Source organism: Caproicibacter fermentans (assembly GCF_009746625.1).
Classification (GTDB): domain Bacteria; phylum Bacillota; class Clostridia; order Oscillospirales; family Acutalibacteraceae; genus Caproicibacter; species Caproicibacter fermentans.
In genome coordinates, this window is the sequence record NZ_VWXL01000110.1 from 38,849 (window position 1) to 55,341 (window position 16,493).

Below are 16,493 nucleotides of genomic sequence, written 5' to 3' on the forward strand. Positions count from 1 at the left end.
TGCAGTCAGATTGCTTCCGGAAGACCGGATTTCGTGTCAAACGTGGTTGCGTATTTCAGGATTAGATCCTGGGAGGCTTCGCCAATCTCCATTTCTCCGGTGATTTTTCCGTCGCACATGACGAGAATCCGGTCGCTGATTCCGAGAATCTCCGGCATTTCGGAGGAAACGAACAACACCCCGATGCCCTGCTTTTTCAATTCGTTCATCAAATTATAAATCTCTACCTTGGCCGCCACGTCGATTCCCCTGGTCGGCTCGTCGAACATCACGACTCTGGAGTTCCGGGCGAGCCATTTCGCCACAACCACCTTCTGCTGGTTGCCGCCGGAGAGCGTCGCCACATTCACGGTGGAGGACGGAAGCTTGATATTGAGGTCCTGAATGGATTTTTCCGACAGCTTTTTTTCTTTTTTCCGGTCGATGACGCCGAACCGGTTGCTGAGCATGTCAAGGTTCGGCAGAGAAATATTGCTCTGTACGCTGAGCTTGATGCAGAGGCCGTCTTTTCGGCGGTCCTCCGGGACCAGCATAATACCCCCGCGGATTGCGTCGATGGGGCGGCGGATGACAACTTCCCGTCCGTCCAGAAGAATCTGCCCCGAGTCCTTCGGGTCCGCCCCAAAGATCGCGCGGGTGGTTTCCGTTCTGCCTGCTCCGAGAAGCCCCGCAATGCCGACGATTTCGCCCGCGAACAGATCAAAGTTGATGTCCCGCACCATTTTTCCGGCGTTCAGGTTTCTGACTTCCAGGATTTTTTCTCCGCGCGGGCAGGAAATCCGCGGGAATTTTTCCGTGATTTCACGGCCGACCATATTGGCGATGATTTCGTCCATGGTGGTATCCGCGAAATTCATGGAGGCGATGTAGCGGCCGTCCCGCATAATCTGCACACGGTCGGCGATATTCTGCAGTTCTTCCAGCCGGTGCGAGATATAGACAATGCCGCACCCGTCGCCTTTCAGCCTGCGAATGATCTGGAACAGCTCGTCGATTTCGCTCATGGTGAGCGCGCTGGTCGGCTCATCCATAATCAGGATCCGGGCGTCCGTCGACAGGGCCTTTGCAATTTCAACCATCTGCTGTTTGGAGACCGCCAGATTTCCCACTGCTTCGGCGGGGTCGATATCCAGATTCAGCCGGGCGAGAATTTCCGCGGCGCGCCGGTTCATGTCCTTTCGCTGAAGAACGCCGCAGCGGGACTCTTCCCGGCCGAGAAAGATGTTTTCCGCCACGGAAAGATGCCTGCACAGGTTCATCTCCTGATGAATAATCGCGATGCCCAGCTCCTGCGCTTTCTTTGGATTCAGGTCTTCGACGGTTTTGCCGAACAGCCTGATTTCGCCCTCATCCTTTTGATAGACGCCGCTTAAAACATTCATCAGGGTTGATTTGCCGGCCCCGTTTTCGCCAAGCAGAGCTAAAACTTCCCCGGACTTCAGCCGGAACGACACGTCGTCCAGCGCCTTTACGCCGGGGAAGCTTTTGCAGATGCGGTCCATCTCAACCAGGTACTCCCCCACGAAGCTCACTCTCCTTTTCCATTGCGTCCGTCTTAACCGTTTTCAGTATAGCAGGATTACCTTTTCGCGGTAAGGGGAGCGCCTTTCGATTTAAGGGGGGTATTTTTCGGTATTTTTGATGTTTCCAAACATAATTATTGAACTGATGATAAAAAATATAGACAAATTAACCACGAATCATAAAATGATTCCTTCGGAACGGAACAGGTAGAATTCGTCCCGGTCATACTCCTGACTGAACCGCCCCTTTTTCAGCAGGATCAGCCGGTCGGCGATGACCATGGAATCCGCAAGATTCACCGACGGCATCACGACGGTAATTCCTTTCCGTTTCATCAGGCCGATCAGGTCGATCAGGTGCCTGCGCAGATACATGTCCGCGCCCGCAAAGGGCTGCATGCAGAATACGATCTTCGGGTTTCCGAGCACCGTCCGGTAATAGACCAGATCGTACAGGGAGGGAAGACTCAGTCCCTTGACGTTCGGCTCGTAAATATCGTTGCCTACCAGCGCTGCGTACTCCTTTTCAATATGTCTTTTCATCCGTTTGCCGACGGGCAGGCGGTTTTGCTTTTCACCAATCAAAAAACAGAGGTTTTCAAGGTAGCTCATATCCTTAAAAATCATGCTTTTTGCGGGATTTTCGTCGATGAACGCGACCCCGTTCGCCGCGGCGCGCCGGGCCATGCGCTGCGTGTAGGACGCCCCGCAGAAAATGATTTCTCCGCTTTCCGGTTTCAGGCTCCCGTTCATTAAAGCCATAATATCCCGCAAAACCGTGTTGTCGATGTCCAGCAGAACGGTGCATTCTCCTTTCGCGACGGAAAAGGACATGCCGTCCATCGTTTCGGTCCGGACATCGCGGAACGAAAGAAATTCTTCTCCCGTGCGGGAAACCGGTTCTTTTTTTGGCAGATTGTCGAAGCTCTTGCTGTAAAACGGAAGCATGTTTTCCGGAAGAAACTCCCCGCGGTCGAGTACTTTCAGAATTTTGCCGTCTCTCATCAGGGAAATGCGGTCGCAGATTTTAAACGCCTCTTCATGGTGGCTGCAAATATACAGAACGGACAGGCCGTTTAGGCAGAAAAGCCGAAGCAGGCAGTGAAGATTGATCAGATCCGCCGCGCTGACGGAGTTGCTGATGTCCCTGACAACGACGAGCTTTTCCCCCATCATCAGCGCGCGCAGCAGCTCGACAATGCATTTTTCGTAACGGGACAGGTTCGCGACCAGATCGCCGCCGCTGACCGCGATCCCCAGCCGGCTTGTGAAAAGCCGAAGCTGCTCGTTCAGAACCCGGCGGGAGATGACGAATTTTTTTACGCCCCGGCGCAGTACGAAAATATTATCGGAGACGGTCAGGTCTTCCACCAGGCGGCTTTTTTGCTCAATGACGGCGACCCGGTTCGGCGTCATGGGACTGTGCTGGTAGTTGTTGACCAGCGTTTCGTCAAAGTAAACGCGCCCGTAATGAATGGGCGCGTTTTGGCGGATCAGACGGATCAGGGACTCTTTTCCGTTTTCATTGAGGCAGACAAGACCCATGATTTCGCCTTTGAAAATATGAAGATTAAAATGATCCAGCATGGTCAGTCCGTCCTGAAAGGTAGTGACCTGGTCCATCCTCAGTATCTCATTTTTCATAGGTGCCTCTGCCGTCCTTTTGAATCAGCGGGAGAGTAATCTCCACGTCGGTGCCCACGTTCTGCGTGCTGTACATGCAGATTCCGTACTCTTCCCCGAACAGGAGCTTGATCCGGTTGTTGACGTTCACCACCGCGATTCCGCCGTGGGACTCTTTTTCCGGATTGATATAATCGAGCGTCATGTCGCCCAGCCGGCTGTTGATTTCGCGGAGGCGTTCCTCCGTCATCCCGATCCCGTTGTCGGAGACGGTGATGATCAGGCGGCGGGTGGTCACTTCGATTTTGATCCGCAGCCGGCCTTCTCCGATGATCCGTTCAATTCCGTGGTAAATCGCGTTTTCCACAATGGGCTGAAGCGTCAGCTTGGGCAGACAGTAGGACATGATTTCCGATTCGTGGTCCGCGTCGTATTCCACGCTGAGGTTCAGCTTTTCCCCAAACCGATACCGTTGGATAATATAATAATTCCGGATGTTCGCCAGCTCGTCCTCCAGGGTGACCAGATTTTCGGAGCCTGAAATCGTGTAGCGGAAAAACGTGGACAGCGCTTCCGTCATCTTTGCCACGCTTTCAAGACCGGCGCTGAGCGTCTCGCCCCGGATTCCTTCCAGCGCGTTATACAGAAAATGGGGGTTGATCTGGTTTTGCAGGGCAAGGTACTGCGCCTGCTTCTTTGTCGCGCTGATCAGCTTGTCCGTGTTCATGATCTCCTGGATTTTCCGTACGGCGTCTTCCATTTCCGGGCTGAGCGCGGTGCGCTGGCTGAACAGGCCGTTCATGGTGTAGCCTGTGCAAAACAGGCGCAGCGCCCTGGAGTTTTCAAGATAAGGCCGGCGGATCCACCGCCAGAAGACGGCCGCCGCCGCGGCAAAAAGGAAGAAGCCCGCGAGCACGAGCGCCATGTGGCGCTCTTCCCGGACGGCCACGGCGGTCCACGCCGCCAGGTACAGAAGAAAACACGCCGCGCAGGCCGCGATCAGCCATGTGACCCGGCTTGAGAGGTATTTGAATTTTTTCCGTTTCATGCCCTTTCACGCCCTAAGCATACAATTTACGGTATTCGTTCGGCTTGAGCCCCGTGAATTTTCTGAAACTTTTCGTAAAGTGCTTTTGGTCGCTGTACCCCACCTGCTCACAAACCGCGGCAACATTCAGGTTCGTTTCCCGAAGAAGCCGCTTTGCCTCTTCCATCCGCACTTCCGAAAGATAGTCGACAAAATTGCTGCCGGTTTCTTTTTTGAACAGCGTGCTGAAATAGGTCGGGCTGAATCCCACCGTGCCGCTGACCTCCTCCAGCGTCAGCGCGCCGCGGAAATTCTGCCGGATGTACTGCTTCGCCTGCCGGATGGGACGGGTGTCCGTTTGCCTTTTCTCTTCGGCGATCCGGTCCAGGGAGCCGGTGACCCGCGAGCAAAGATAAGCGAAAAGCTGCGAAACGCTGCCGCAGCGGTTTGCCCGGGTCAGGAAATCATCCCGCCGTTCCCCGCTGCTCCCAACGGGAATTTTCAGGCCGCGCAGATGCGTCAGGTACAGGTCGAACGCCTGGGAAGCGACATAAAAAATTTCCCCGCCGCTCAGCTCCTTTTCCTCTTCGATTTTTTTCCCCAGCTGCAGAATGCACGCCTGTACGGCATCCCGGTCCAGAATTTCCAGAAACAGAGAAAGCTTTTTGTCAAAGTCCGAAAGCAGGCCGTCCGCACAGCCCGCCGAAACAGGCGGAGCCGCGGGCTCGATGAGCCGGTCGCAGCCCAGGACAAGCCTCTGTTCCACCGCGTATTTCGCGGACTGAAAGCTGCGGGGGAGCTTTCCAACCTCCGGCTCCGCCTCGCCGATTCCCAGGGTGAACGAAAACTTTTCAAAGGCGGCCTTTTGAAGCATCAGTTCATCCAGGAGGGATTTCATACTTTTTCGCAGATCCTTTTTTTGTTCGGGGGCGTAATTCAGCACGCACCATGTCGTACTGTCCATAAAGCTGGTTTCCAGGTCGAAACAGATGCCTTTCAGCGTGCGGCTGATAATCTGGACGGCCTTGTCTTCCAAAATCCGGATGGCGCTGTCGTACTCGTTCTCCCATCCGCAGTCGATCTTTACCGCGCACACCTGAAACAGGCCGGGGCGGAACGAATAGCGATAGGTCCGGTTCACCTCGTCCGGGCCGGCTCCGTCCGGCAAAACCGCTTTCCCCGGCAGAAGATCGGCAAACAGATTCTGGCGCAGCTTTTCCGTACCGCATTTCAGCTGGTCGTAAAGCATCTTTTCCTTGCTGATCCGTTCGCTGCGCCGCAGGTGCTTCTGGCGAATTCGGTTCAGGGATGCCATCAGGTCTTCCTTTTTGATCGGCTTGAGAAGATAATCGCCCACGCCGTACTTGATCGCGTCCTGCGCGTACTCAAAATGCTGGTATCCGCTGATGATAATAAAGCTCAGGTTCTCGCTGAGCCCCCTGGCCCGGCGGATCATTTCGATGCCGTCGTAGCCGGGCATGCGGATATCCGTGATCATCAGGTCCGGGGAAAGCTCTCGGACCATGTCGAGGGCTTCCACCCCGTTGTGCGCGATTCCCGCGATTTCCATATCCAGCTCGCGCCAGTCGACCAGATTCCGGATCAGCTGGCACACCTTGTCTTCATCGTCTGCAATAATTACCTTGATCATTTTTTCTCCTTGTTTGCTTTGAGAAGGCCGAATCATTCGTCGAACAGTTCGGATTCGACAAATGCGCAGATCATATGATAAACGGACAGATGGTCCTCCTGAATCTGATAGGTTTCCTTGTGCGGGGCGACGACGCAGCAGTCGGCGAGCTTCGCGAGCCGCCCCCCCGTTTTTCCGGTCAGGGCGATCGCAACCGCTCCGGCGGTCTTTGCGGCCATCAGGGCGTAAACCACGTTGGCCGCGTTGCCGGAGGTGCTGATGCCGAGCACGGCGTCGCCCGGTCGTGCGTAACCCAGAACCTGCTGAGCGTAACCCAGAGCTGGGTCCGCGTCGTTGGCGAAAGCGGAAATCAGCGCGGCGTGGGCGTTCAGGGAAATCGCCGGCAAACCGCGCTGAAGTTTTTCAGCCAGAAACTCACCGTCATTTCCAAATTCCTGCTTTAGCCGGTCTTTCGTTTGCTGTTCCAGCGGCCGTTTCAGCAGGAAGCCCTTCATCAGCTCCCCGACAATATGCCCGCCGTCGGCGCAGCTGCCGCCGTTTCCGCACACCAGCAGCTTTCCTCCGCCGCGGTAAACGTCCAGAACAGCGGCGCATGCCCTGTCGATGCTTTCGCGTACCGGCAGCAGGTCGGGTCTTCGCAGGTAAAGCTGCTCCATAATTTTTTTACTGGATTCCTTCATGCTCTAGCTCCGTTTCATAATTGTATTTGGCGGTCATCAGCGCGGCCGCGTCCCCGACGTTTTCCAAAAGCGTGCTGGGCACGACCCGGCAGTTTTTACGGACGGCGGGCAGCGCTTCGCGCTCGATCACCTGTTCTGCAAAGGGGTAGATTTCGTCGTAACATCGGGCGAAGATACTGCCGATGACGATCCGCTCCGGATTGAGCACATCCATCAGAATGGACAGCCCTTTGCCGAGCTGAACGCCGACCCTGCGCAGAATTTCTCTTGCCAGCGGGTCGCCCGTCTTTGCAAATTCACCCACACGGGCCGCCGTGACGCCTTCCATCCCGTTTTCCCCCCGGCACAGGGCGGGCTGCTTTCCGGACTGCAGCTGCTCCAGAATCATCAGCTTTGCAAGCTGGGCGATTCCTCCGCCGCTGCAGAACCCCTCAAAGGACCCTGCCTTTCCGTAACCGCACGGACCCCAGTTTTCCAGACGGATATGCCCGACCTCGCCGGCCATGTCACACGAGCCCTTGTAGAGGCGTCCGTTTAAAATCAGGCCGGCGCCAAGGCCGGTTCCGAACGTGAGAAAAATCATGTTCGAACAGCCCTTTCCGGCGCCCAGCTTCCATTCCGCCAGAGCGCACGCGTCCGCGTCGTTGCAGAGCCAGGCGCGCAGGCCGGTTTTTTCCGTGAAATAATCCGTGACCGGCACACGGTCCCACCCGGGCAGATTCGGCGGGGAAAGAATCAGTCCCGCGCGGCTGTCCAGCGGGCCGCCGCAGCTGACGCCGATTCCGCAAACCCCGCCGATTCCTCCCGCCCGCTGTGCGCAGAACCGGATATCGTCCGACAAAAGTTTCAGCATTTTTTCCGCAGGCACGGATTTTGTTGGTCGGACGGCACATTTATGCAGAATTTTTACATTGTCGTCCACGATTTCGCCAAGGCAGACGGCGCATTTGGTTCCGCCGAGATCAACGCCGATTTCCAGCATAAGAACATCCCTTCTACATGATTGTATACAAATTGTTTAAATTAATTTAAGATTATTTTATCTAGTAATACAAAGATAGTCAATACAATTCTGATTTTTCAGGGCAATCGGCGAAATACGGGGCATGGAAAAGCCCATGGGAAGGGCCTGATGCGCGCGGGCTGCTTAAAAATAATCCCTCAGTGGTATGACGTTCCGTTTTTTTGTAAGCGGGCATAAGAAACAGGCAGCACTGGTTATTTATAGAAAATAAAATGTGAATCAAGTAAAAAAGCAATTGCAAAAAAAGAAATGATGGATTATAATAACTATTAAAAATTATTATTTAATTTAATTACTTGAATTGCATTAAAATTTCAATGCAAGATTCTGAAAGCCCTGTCGAAAGGCAAGGAGCCAAAGCCGGGATTTGGTAGGTAAGACAAACGGACAATAGCAATTCTTTCAGCAGAATCGGATCAAAGCCGCCTTGCTTTTTAGAAGCAGAGGCGAGCCGGGGGGGATATGTTGTTTCAGAGTATTCGAACCATGCGCGTCAGCGATCAAATTGTCTCTCAGATCCAGTGCCAGATTGTAGAAGGAAAGCTGACGGAAGGACAAAGGCTGCCGAATGAGACGGACCTGTCCAAACAGTTCGGCGTCAGCAGGGCGTCGGTGCGTGAAGCCCTGTCCGTGATGGAGTCGAAAGGCATTGTGGAAAGACATAAAAACGGAGGAACGTTTCTTTGCAGGTTTTGCCTGGAAACAATTCTGAAGGCGATCGATATCCCGCGAAAACCGGACATTGAAATGTTTGAAGACCTTTACGAAGCGCGTGAGCTTCTGGAAATCAAAGTGGCGGAGCTGGCCTGCCGGCGGGCGGATGAGCTGGATCTGATGAAAATTGAAAGAACCCTGTGCCTGATGCAGGAAAGCGTCGACCACAATGACTCCGGAATTGATTCCGATATTTTATTTCACCAGTGCATCGCGATGGCAACGAAAAACCAGGTGATTGCGGGAATGGTCCGCTCCCTGGGGACCACCATGAAGGAAATGCGGGTCAGGACATTGGCTTATCCGGGAAGGCTTGCAAAATGTTTGCAGGAACACCGCGATATTTACCTTGCCATAAAAAACCGGGATGAAAAGGTCTGCTGCTCTTTGATGGAGCAGCATTTCGGCGAGGTCGCAAAGATCCGCGCCGCGATGCAGCTGCAAAGAAAGAACGATCCTCCGCGCAAAAAGCCGGAAAAAGTTTGACCGTGAGCATAAGCTCATAAAAATAGATTACATTTTGAAGAAGGGTGAATTATGAAAAAAAGAAAAATTACCGGGTTTGCAAGCTTCGCGCTTGCTGCATGCCTGCTGCTGTCTTCGTGCAATGGGGGAAGCACGGCGAGCAAAGCCGCGAACAGCGCTCCCGCGTCATCGGCAAGCAGCGATGCTTCCAGCGCGGCAGGTACCCAGGCGGACAGCGAAGAAAAAATGATTGCCGCGACGGACCCGTCCAAGCTTCCGGCGGCGGCTTCCGGCCGCAAAGACACGCTGGTTGTCGGCTGCGCCGATTTAAGCGGAATCTTCAATCAGCTTTACGCCTCGAGTGCGGACGACTGGCATGTTTCCGTTCCGATTTCGGGCGCGCAGCTTCTCGATAACGACGATAAAGGCGAAATGATTCCCGGCACCGCTACATACAAGGTTTCCGACGACGGCCTGACCTATACCTTTACGCTCAAAGACGGAGACAAATACTCCGACGGGTCCCCGGTCAAGGCGGAGGACTATGTCAATTCCGTAAAGGTAATCTGCGACAAGAGCTATGACGGCCCGCTGAGCCCGCTTTACAACTATAATCTTGTCGGCGCGCAGGATTATCATGACGGCAAGGCAAAAGATATTTCCGGCATTAAAGTGGACGGCAACAAAATTGAATTCAAACTGAGCGCGCCGAACGCCAGCGCGATTTATCAGCTTGGCACTATCATCCCGATTTCCACGGCGAAGTACGGCAGCCTGATTAAACAGGGCGATGTCAGCGGCATCAAGAATTTGTCCATGATTAATTATGTCACCAACGGCTCCTACACTCTGACCGACTACAAGGCCGGCCAAAGCGCGACCATGAAGGCCAACCCGAACTATTACAAGGGCGCGCCGAAAATCCCGAACATTATCGTGAAGGTGGTCGCCGAGGGCGAGGAAATGCAGGCGGTTACGACCGGAAACGTCGATATCGACGACGAGGTTACCTGCAACGACGACCAGGTCGCCATCGGTCAGCAGGCCGGTTTTGTCAACATGTGGGTTCAGCCTACGCTCGGCTACGGCTGGGTTGGCCTGAACCATAAGAACGATTTGTTCAAGGACCAGAAGGTTCGCCAGGCACTGCTGTATGCTCTGGACCGCAAGAGCCTTGTCAACTCGGTATACGGGCAGTACGCGCATGTTCAGAACATCAACCAGACCGCGCAGAGCTGGCTGTACACGGAAGACGGCATCAACACCTATGATTACGACCTGAAAAAAGCCGCCAGCCTTCTGCAGGAAGCCGGCTGGACCAAGGACGCGAACGGCAGCCTGACAAAAGACGGCAAACCGTTTAAGTTTACATTCTCCGCGACAAAGGGCAACGCCGTAACGGACGTTATGCTGCCGATGATGATTGACGCCTACAAACAGCTCGGGATTAACATGCAGGCGGAGTACGTCGACTGGCCGACCCTGCAGCAGAAATTCGAAAAACAGACTTACGACATGGCTTTCATGGCATGGGGTCTGACGCCGGATCCCGATGACTCCTATGTCTACTGCACCGGCGGCTCTGAAAACTACCTGGCCTATTCCAATCCGGAGTTGGATAAAGCCTATAAGACCGCGCTTACCCTGACGGACGATAACCAGAGAAAAGCGCAGTACGCAAAGGTATATCAGATCATCAACAACGACCTGCCGAACTTCATTATTTATCAGCGCAGTGACTGCGTGGCGTTTAATACGCGCATTAAGAATTTCGCGTGCGCGCCGTACAATCTGATTTATAATCAGTACTACAAATACGAATTGCAGTAACTCTGCGCATTCTTTTTCCGTAGGGGGAGCGGGAGAAGGGCCTTCGGGCCCTTTTCCCAGTTTTTGTTACTAAAGAAAAGGAGACGACAAATAATGAAACCGGTGTTACAAACATGAAAACATACGTTACCCGCCGCCTGCTGATTCTGATTCCTATTTTGATAGGCGTTTCCATCATAGTCTTTCTGCTGATTGCGTCGATCCCCGGTGATGCGATTGACGCGAAATTCGGCGCTTCCCGTCTGCCGGCGGAGAAAATTGCCGAAATGAAGGCGCTGCTCGGACTGAACCAGCCGGTGGGCGTCCGGTATTTGAACTGGCTGAAAAACGCCCTTCATGGGAACCTGGGGATTTCAACCCAATACAATCTGCCGGTTGCGACGGTCATCCACGATTTCATCTGGAATTCTTTCCTGCTCGCGATTGTTTCCTTTGTGCTGGAGCTGCTCATCGCGATTCCGGTCGGGGTGCTGTCCGCCACAAAGATTCATTCTTTCTTCGACAACCTCTTTACCGTGCTGGCGTTCGCGGGAATTTCCCTTCCGTCCTTTTTCCTTGCCCTTCTGCTGCAAAAGGGCTTTGCGGTGGACTGGAAGATGCTTCCCATGGACGGGATGCACACGGTCGGCGTAACGCTGGCCGGCGGAGCTTATCTGATGGATATCCTTTCCCATATGATTCTGCCGGTGATTTGCCTGACTACCATCAGCGTCGGGGGCGCTATGCGGTTTGTTCGCACATCCATGCTGGATGTCATCAATCAGGACTATATCCGCACCGCGCGCAGCAAGGGCCTGCCGGAGCGGATCGTCATTTACCGCCACGCGCTGAAAAACGCGGCGATTCCGATCATCACCTACATCGGCAACAGCCTGCCGGGCCTTTTTTCCGGCGCGCTGATTACGGAAACAGTCTTCGCATGGCCGGGGATCGGAAAGATATTTCTGGAGTCGATCGCCAAGCGCGACTATTTGTTCATGATGGGCTATGTCATGCTTGTTGCCCTGCTGACCATGCTTGGAAATCTGCTTGCCGATATCCTTTACAGCGTGGCTGATCCAAGAATACGGTTGAAGTGAGGGCGGTAAAATGACAACAGCAAAAAAGACGGCAAAACAGAAGGAAACCCAGCAGACGCCCTGGCGCCTTGCCTTTCACAGACTGAAAAAGAACAAACTCGCTCTAGTCGGGTTGGGCGTACTCGTCCTGATTTTCCTGGTTTGTTTTCTCGGCCCCTATTTTTCTCCTTATCCCGACGTCAATATGGTCGATCTGGCGCACTCGAAACAGCCGCCTTCCCCGCAGCACTGGCTGGGAACGGACCGCAGCGGCCGCGACATTCTGTCGCGCCTGATGTTCGGCGGCAGAGTTTCCATGACGGTCGGCGCTGTCGCTACGGTGCTTGAGATTTTCATCGGCACTTTGTTCGGATGCATTGCCGGCTATTACAGGGGATGGATTGACACCGTGATGATGCGCGTCGTCGACATCATTCTCTCTCTCCCCACCATGCCCATTCTGATTATGATCAGCGCTGTTTTTTCGGACCTGCACGTCGATACGAAAATCAGAATATATCTGCTCATGTTTATTCTGGCCGCGCTGGGGTGGGCCGGCATCTGCCGCTACTTCCGCGGGCAGGTTCTCTCGATCCGGGAAATGGAGTACATGCTTGCGACGGAATCCATGGGTATCCGCGATATTAAAAAGATTTTCAAGCATATCATTCCAAACGTGTTCCCGCTCGTGATCGTTACCGCAACGCTTGCCATCGGCGACACGATCCTGATGGAATCGACCATGTCATTCTTAGGCGTCGGCGTTCTGCCGCCTTACGCCAGCTGGGGCAACATCGTCAGTGAAGGTTCCAACATGGTGGACTTCACGCTGCACCCGTGGATGTGGATGCCGGCAGGATTTTGCATTCTGATCACCGTTTTGTGCATTAATCTGCTTGGTGACGGCCTGCGCGATGCATTGGACCCGAGAATGAATAAGTGAGGGGACGAAGTTTAGAATGGCCTTTATAGAATTTAAGAATCTGAGTACCTGGTTTTATACCGAAAGCGGGATTGTGAAGGCTGTAAACGGCGTCAGCTTTGAAATTCCGGAGGGCAAAACCGTCTGCGTCGTGGGCGAATCCGGCTGCGGCAAAAGCGTTACCGCGCTGTCGCTCATGCATCTGGTCCAGACTCCGCCCGGTAAAATTGTGGAAGGCGAAATCCTGATGGACGGAGAAGACCTTTTGAAAAAAAGCAACAAGGAAATGCAGCAAATCAGCGGCAATAAAATTTCGATGATCTTTCAGGAACCGATGACGTCCCTGAACCCGGTTTACACGGTCGGGTATCAAATTATGGAAAATCTGCTGTTCCACACGAACATCGGGAAAAAAGAAGCGCGTGAAAAAGCGATCGAAATGATCCGTCTGGTCAATATTCCGCGCGCGGAGGAAATTGTGGACTGCTACCCGCATGAGCTTTCCGGAGGAATGCGCCAGAGAATCATGATTGCGATGGCCTTAATCTGCAATCCCCGTTTGTTGATTGCGGACGAACCGACAACGGCTCTGGATGTGACGATTCAGGCACAGATTCTGGACCTGATGCGCAAGCTGAAAGACGAGTTAAACATGTCCATCCTGCTGATTACGCACGATTTGGGCGTGGTGGCGGAAATGGCGGATTATGTTGTTGTCATGTACGCCGGAAAAGTCATTGAAAAAGGAAATGTTGCGGATATTTTTGCCCATCCGACCCACCCTTACACCGTCGGACTGCTGAAATCCAAGCCGGTCATCGGACAAACAGAGCACAATAAGCGTTTGTATTCGATTCCCGGCCAGGTACCGAACCCCGTCGATATGCCGGAAAACTGCTATTTTAACGAGCGGTGTGAATTCTGCACAAAGCAGTGTAAAGAGGAGATGCCCGTTCTTCGTGAGATCGAACCCGGACACTCCGTGGCATGCTGGGTAAAACCCGAACAATGAAAGGGAAATGACGATGGAAGATTACATATTGGAAGTAAAGGACCTGAAACAGTATTTCCCAATCCGCGGCGGAGTGCTTCAAAAGACAGTCGGATGGGTAAAGGCGGTCGACGGCGTTACGTTCAAGGTGAAACGCGGCGAAACGCTGGGAGTCGTCGGCGAATCCGGGTGCGGAAAGTCGACGCTGGGGCGCAGCATTATGCGCCTGTATCAGATGACAAGCGGGCAGGTGCTGTTTGAGGGAAAGGACTTCGGGAAGTATTCCAGAAGGCAGCTTCGCAAGCAGCGCCTCCGGATGCAGATAGTGTTCCAGGATCCCTATTCTTCGCTTGACCCGCGCATGACGGTGGGAGAGATCATCGGAGAAGCTCTGATGGATCACCATATCACAAACCGCAGCGGCATGCGGCAGAAAGTGAAAGAGACGATGGATCTGTGTGGTTTGCCGTCCTATTATATCAACCGCTATCCTCACGAATTTTCCGGAGGGCAGCGCCAGAGAATCGGCATCGCGCGCAGCCTTGCGCTGGATCCGTCCTTCATCATCTGTGACGAGCCGGTTTCCGCGCTGGATGTTTCCATTCAGTCGCAGATCATCAATTTGCTTTGCGAGCTGCAAAAGGAAAAAAAGCTCTCGTATATTTTCATTTCCCATGATCTGTCGGTCGTCGAGTATATCAGCGACCGGATTGCGGTCATGTACCTTGGAAATATTGTGGAAACGGCGGCGAAGGAAGACCTTTACGCGCACCCTTCCCATCCTTACACGCAGGCGCTTTTATCCGCGATTCCGCTGCCGGACCCGACCAGAAAACGCGAGCGGATTATTTTGAAGGGAGACATTCCCTCCCCGGCCAATCCGCCGTCCGGGTGCAAATTCCGCACGCGCTGCCCGATGGCCTGCGAAAAATGCGAAAAAGAAGTTCCGCCTTTTATCGATTTGGGCAAGGAACACTATGTCGCCTGCCATTTCGCGAAATGAAACCTGTGAACTTTTTAAAGCTTGGGCAGGGCCCGAGGCCCGACCTTCTGGAAGAGGAGCTCAGGCAGGAAGAAAAGCGCAAAGCCGGGCAAAAGGAGCAGCAGAACCGAAGCGAGCCGGCGGAGAAGTCCGCCGGAAAGGGAACGGGAGAAAACAGGCCCGATTTTGAAGGCAAGGATATTCTTGCCATGATTATCGCGATGTTCCAGCTGATTCTACCATGGATCGCGGTCGGAATTTTGGCGTATTTCCTGTTGATGTTTTTAATCACCAGAATATAAAATGGCCGTGTCGTGTTACGGCAGGCCGGAGATTCCGGAATGAAAAGCGGAACGCCTGATTTTAGGCGTTCCGCTTTTCAAATACGGACCCCATTTTATCCCCGTATGTAAAATACGGGGTGAACCCGAATAAAAATAATCGCCCAGCGGACTTCTTGTCGGCTGGGCGATTTTCTTTTGTTTATACGCCAAAACAATTTTGATTTTTCAGGGGTTACCTATGAACGAAAATAAAATTAATTTTTGAATTTTAGCCTTAATGGGACAAATTTTCAACAGACGGAAGGGGTAGTTGCAGGGAGGCGCTGCGGATCACAACCCGCGCAGCATACGCAGATCAATGATATCGCAGTCGCTTTCTGCAACTAAAAATTTGAAAGGCAGGAAAAAAGATGGTTTATTCAGTCAGCGACTACAAAATTGAAATCGGCGCGTCCGTAAAGACGGGGGAACCGCAGTTCAGCACGATCTCCAATGTGGAAAGTATGGAAATGAAGCTGAAAGGAACGACAAAAGCATGGAGCCCGATGGAGCTAAAGGGCTGGGCCCGCAACATGGTAACAGGGAAAACGCTCTCACTGACTTTTAAGGGAAAACGCTGCTACGGCGATGCCGGCAACGACTTTGTTGCAAACAAGCTGCTTTCCACCGGAAGCGACTGCGCGGCTGTTCTAAAAATCACGTTTCCCAACGGCGATGCGCTTGTCTGCGACGGGCTGGTTGACATCACATCTTCGTTCGGCGGCGCTTCCACCGATATGGATTCGATGGAATGGACTTATACCGTCGACGGAAAACCGGAGTATCAGGAAGCTGCGCAGGCGTAACGCAGCGCGGCAGGAACAAATTGTGCCGAAGACCGTCCGGGCTTTTGACAGCCCGGACAACTGATGAAAGGATGAACCTGAATGAACATCAACCTCGATGAATACCTGGATGAAATGCGTCCCTGCGTTACCATTTTCGGAAAATCCTACGAAGTGGACAGCGATTTTAAAAAGGTCCTGAGCATGCAGCGTTTTGCCTCTGATTTAAAAGGAGACGCGGACTCCATTCATCAATTTCTCGCCTTTTCGCTGATCGGAGGAGAAACGGCCGCGGATGAAATCTTATCGCACTCCATGCCGTTTTCTGTTCTTCAAAAGCTTGAAATTGCCGTAATGGCGGCAATGACCGGAAAAAAGCCGGAAGAATTGGAGGGACAGCTTGACACAGAGAAAAAGCCCTCCTTTCGCACCGGCAGCCGCGGCAAGAAATAACGGATTTGATCCGGAATACGATTATGACTTAATCTGTGCGTCGTTCGCCGCAGCTTACGGTCTTCGTCTCAGACTTCCTGAAATTCGCATGAGCTGGAAAGAATTCAGCGTGCTGCTGACAAACCTTCCGGCGGAAAGCCAGCTTGCACGTGTCATCGCGATACGTACTGCGGAAGGAGAAGAATTGAATAGGCTTTCGGCGCCACAGAAAACTCTGCGTGACGATTGGTATGCCTGGCTGAACAAGCGCACAACAACCGCTGAAAAGGCAGAGAACGGCGGACAACTGCAAAATACCTTGAAATCAATGTTTTATGAAAGATTAACTATTAAAAGTCAAGCCTGAAATGAGGATGGTGGTAAAAAACAGATGGTCCAGAAAGAGTATAGCAAAGCAGGCGTCCAGTTGAACGCCGCATCGGCTATTCCGAGGAAATTACGT

General features: G+C 53.1%; 16 protein-coding genes. 10 read left to right on the top strand and 6 right to left on the bottom strand.

Annotated elements, in window-relative coordinates:
* Nucleotides 1-5: 5 nt before the first annotated feature.
* The 6 genes from CAFE_RS19405 to CAFE_RS19430 all read right to left on the bottom strand — a co-directional run bounded on the left by CAFE_RS19405 (nt 6) and on the right by CAFE_RS19430 (nt 7,486).
* Nucleotides 6-1,523, bottom strand: coding sequence for a sugar ABC transporter ATP-binding protein (locus tag CAFE_RS19405; RefSeq protein WP_330594125.1), 1,518 nt, complete (start codon nt 1,521-1,523; stop codon nt 6-8).
* 177 nt (nt 1,524-1,700) lie between these two features.
* Nucleotides 1,701-3,167, bottom strand: coding sequence for an ATP-binding cassette domain-containing protein (locus tag CAFE_RS19410; RefSeq protein WP_156991505.1), 1,467 nt, complete (start codon nt 3,165-3,167; stop codon nt 1,701-1,703).
* On the bottom strand, nt 3,157-4,194 hold the full coding sequence (locus CAFE_RS19415) for a sensor histidine kinase (protein ID WP_156991506.1): 1,038 nt from the start codon (nt 4,192-4,194) through the stop codon (nt 3,157-3,159). Before CAFE_RS19415 ends, CAFE_RS19410 begins: the two co-directional genes overlap by 11 nt.
* 13 nt (nt 4,195-4,207) lie before the next feature.
* Nucleotides 4,208-5,824, bottom strand: a complete 1,617-nt coding sequence (locus tag CAFE_RS19420; protein WP_166525193.1) for a response regulator — start codon at nt 5,822-5,824, stop codon at nt 4,208-4,210.
* Between the two features lie 32 nt (nt 5,825-5,856).
* The gene (locus CAFE_RS19425; RefSeq protein WP_156991508.1) at nt 5,857-6,504 is read right to left on the bottom strand and encodes a D-sedoheptulose-7-phosphate isomerase; all 648 of its coding nucleotides are present in this window, start codon (nt 6,502-6,504) and stop codon (nt 5,857-5,859) included.
* A complete protein-coding gene (locus CAFE_RS19430; protein WP_156991509.1) occupies nt 6,488-7,486 on the bottom strand; it encodes an ROK family protein in 999 nt (332 codons plus the stop codon). Before CAFE_RS19430 ends, CAFE_RS19425 begins: the two co-directional genes overlap by 17 nt.
* A gap of 504 nt (nt 7,487-7,990) precedes the next feature.
* Between CAFE_RS19430 and CAFE_RS19435 the strand changes: the two genes are divergently transcribed.
* The 10 genes from CAFE_RS19435 to CAFE_RS19480 all read left to right on the top strand — a co-directional run bounded on the left by CAFE_RS19435 (nt 7,991) and on the right by CAFE_RS19480 (nt 16,397).
* Complete coding sequence (locus CAFE_RS19435) at nt 7,991-8,728, top strand: FadR/GntR family transcriptional regulator (RefSeq protein ID WP_083210155.1); 738 nt, start codon at nt 7,991-7,993, stop codon at nt 8,726-8,728.
* Nucleotides 8,729-8,779: 51 nt separating this feature from the next.
* Nucleotides 8,780-10,537 (top strand): ABC transporter substrate-binding protein, encoded by a 1,758-nt coding sequence (locus CAFE_RS19440; protein WP_066647155.1) that lies wholly within the window; start codon nt 8,780-8,782, stop codon nt 10,535-10,537.
* A 113-nt stretch (nt 10,538-10,650) separates the two neighbouring features.
* Nucleotides 10,651-11,616, top strand: a complete 966-nt coding sequence (locus CAFE_RS19445) for an ABC transporter permease (protein ID WP_066647153.1) — start codon at nt 10,651-10,653, stop codon at nt 11,614-11,616.
* 10 nt (nt 11,617-11,626) lie between these two features.
* Nucleotides 11,627-12,538, top strand: coding sequence for an oligopeptide ABC transporter permease (opp4C, locus tag CAFE_RS19450; RefSeq protein WP_066647146.1), 912 nt, complete (start codon nt 11,627-11,629; stop codon nt 12,536-12,538).
* A 16-nt stretch (nt 12,539-12,554) separates the two neighbouring features.
* The gene (locus CAFE_RS19455) at nt 12,555-13,529 is read left to right on the top strand and encodes an ABC transporter ATP-binding protein (protein WP_066647144.1); all 975 of its coding nucleotides are present in this window, start codon (nt 12,555-12,557) and stop codon (nt 13,527-13,529) included.
* A 13-nt stretch (nt 13,530-13,542) separates the two neighbouring features.
* Nucleotides 13,543-14,511, top strand: a complete 969-nt coding sequence (locus CAFE_RS19460) for an ABC transporter ATP-binding protein (RefSeq protein WP_166525194.1) — start codon at nt 13,543-13,545, stop codon at nt 14,509-14,511.
* Nucleotides 14,512-14,516: 5 nt separating this feature from the next.
* Nucleotides 14,517-14,792 carry a hypothetical protein gene (locus CAFE_RS19465; RefSeq protein WP_156991511.1) on the top strand — a complete coding sequence of 92 codons (276 nt, stop codon included), beginning with the start codon at nt 14,517-14,519 and terminating at the stop codon, nt 14,790-14,792.
* 392 nt (nt 14,793-15,184) lie between these two features.
* Nucleotides 15,185-15,619: a phage tail tube protein gene (locus tag CAFE_RS19470; RefSeq protein WP_156991512.1), complete on the top strand. Its 435-nt coding sequence runs from the start codon at nt 15,185-15,187 to the stop codon at nt 15,617-15,619.
* An 81-nt stretch (nt 15,620-15,700) separates the two neighbouring features.
* The gene (locus CAFE_RS19475; protein ID WP_066645358.1) at nt 15,701-16,051 is read left to right on the top strand and encodes a hypothetical protein; all 351 of its coding nucleotides are present in this window, start codon (nt 15,701-15,703) and stop codon (nt 16,049-16,051) included.
* Nucleotides 15,999-16,397 (top strand): Gp15 family bacteriophage protein, encoded by a 399-nt coding sequence (locus CAFE_RS19480; protein ID WP_156991513.1) that lies wholly within the window; start codon nt 15,999-16,001, stop codon nt 16,395-16,397. The genes CAFE_RS19475 and CAFE_RS19480 overlap by 53 nt, the downstream gene beginning before the upstream one ends.
* The last annotated feature ends 96 nt before the right edge of the window (nt 16,398-16,493 follow it).

Excerpts from the sequence above, each read along its gene's own strand:
- CAFE_RS19455 (WP_066647144.1), top strand. The coding sequence starts at position 12,555 with ATGGCCTTTATAGAATTTAAGAATCTGAGTACCTGGTTTTATACCGAA.
- CAFE_RS19415 (WP_156991506.1), bottom strand. The coding sequence starts at position 4,194 with ATGAAACGGAAAAAATTCAAATACCTCTCAAGCCGGGTCACATGGCTG.
- CAFE_RS19420 (WP_166525193.1), bottom strand. The coding sequence starts at position 5,824 with ATGATCAAGGTAATTATTGCAGACGATGAAGACAAGGTGTGCCAGCTG.
- CAFE_RS19440 (WP_066647155.1), top strand. The coding sequence starts at position 8,780 with ATGAAAAAAAGAAAAATTACCGGGTTTGCAAGCTTCGCGCTTGCTGCA.
- CAFE_RS19460 (WP_166525194.1), top strand. The coding sequence starts at position 13,543 with ATGGAAGATTACATATTGGAAGTAAAGGACCTGAAACAGTATTTCCCA.
- CAFE_RS19430 (WP_156991509.1), bottom strand. The coding sequence starts at position 7,486 with ATGCTGGAAATCGGCGTTGATCTCGGCGGAACCAAATGCGCCGTCTGC.
- CAFE_RS19445 (WP_066647153.1), top strand. The coding sequence starts at position 10,651 with ATGAAAACATACGTTACCCGCCGCCTGCTGATTCTGATTCCTATTTTG.
- CAFE_RS19470 (WP_156991512.1), top strand. The coding sequence starts at position 15,185 with ATGGTTTATTCAGTCAGCGACTACAAAATTGAAATCGGCGCGTCCGTA.
- CAFE_RS19425 (WP_156991508.1), bottom strand. The coding sequence starts at position 6,504 with ATGAAGGAATCCAGTAAAAAAATTATGGAGCAGCTTTACCTGCGAAGA.
- CAFE_RS19475 (WP_066645358.1), top strand. The coding sequence starts at position 15,701 with ATGAACATCAACCTCGATGAATACCTGGATGAAATGCGTCCCTGCGTT.
- CAFE_RS19435 (WP_083210155.1), top strand. The coding sequence starts at position 7,991 with ATGTTGTTTCAGAGTATTCGAACCATGCGCGTCAGCGATCAAATTGTC.
- opp4C (WP_066647146.1), top strand. The coding sequence starts at position 11,627 with ATGACAACAGCAAAAAAGACGGCAAAACAGAAGGAAACCCAGCAGACG.
- CAFE_RS19410 (WP_156991505.1), bottom strand. The coding sequence starts at position 3,167 with ATGAAAAATGAGATACTGAGGATGGACCAGGTCACTACCTTTCAGGAC.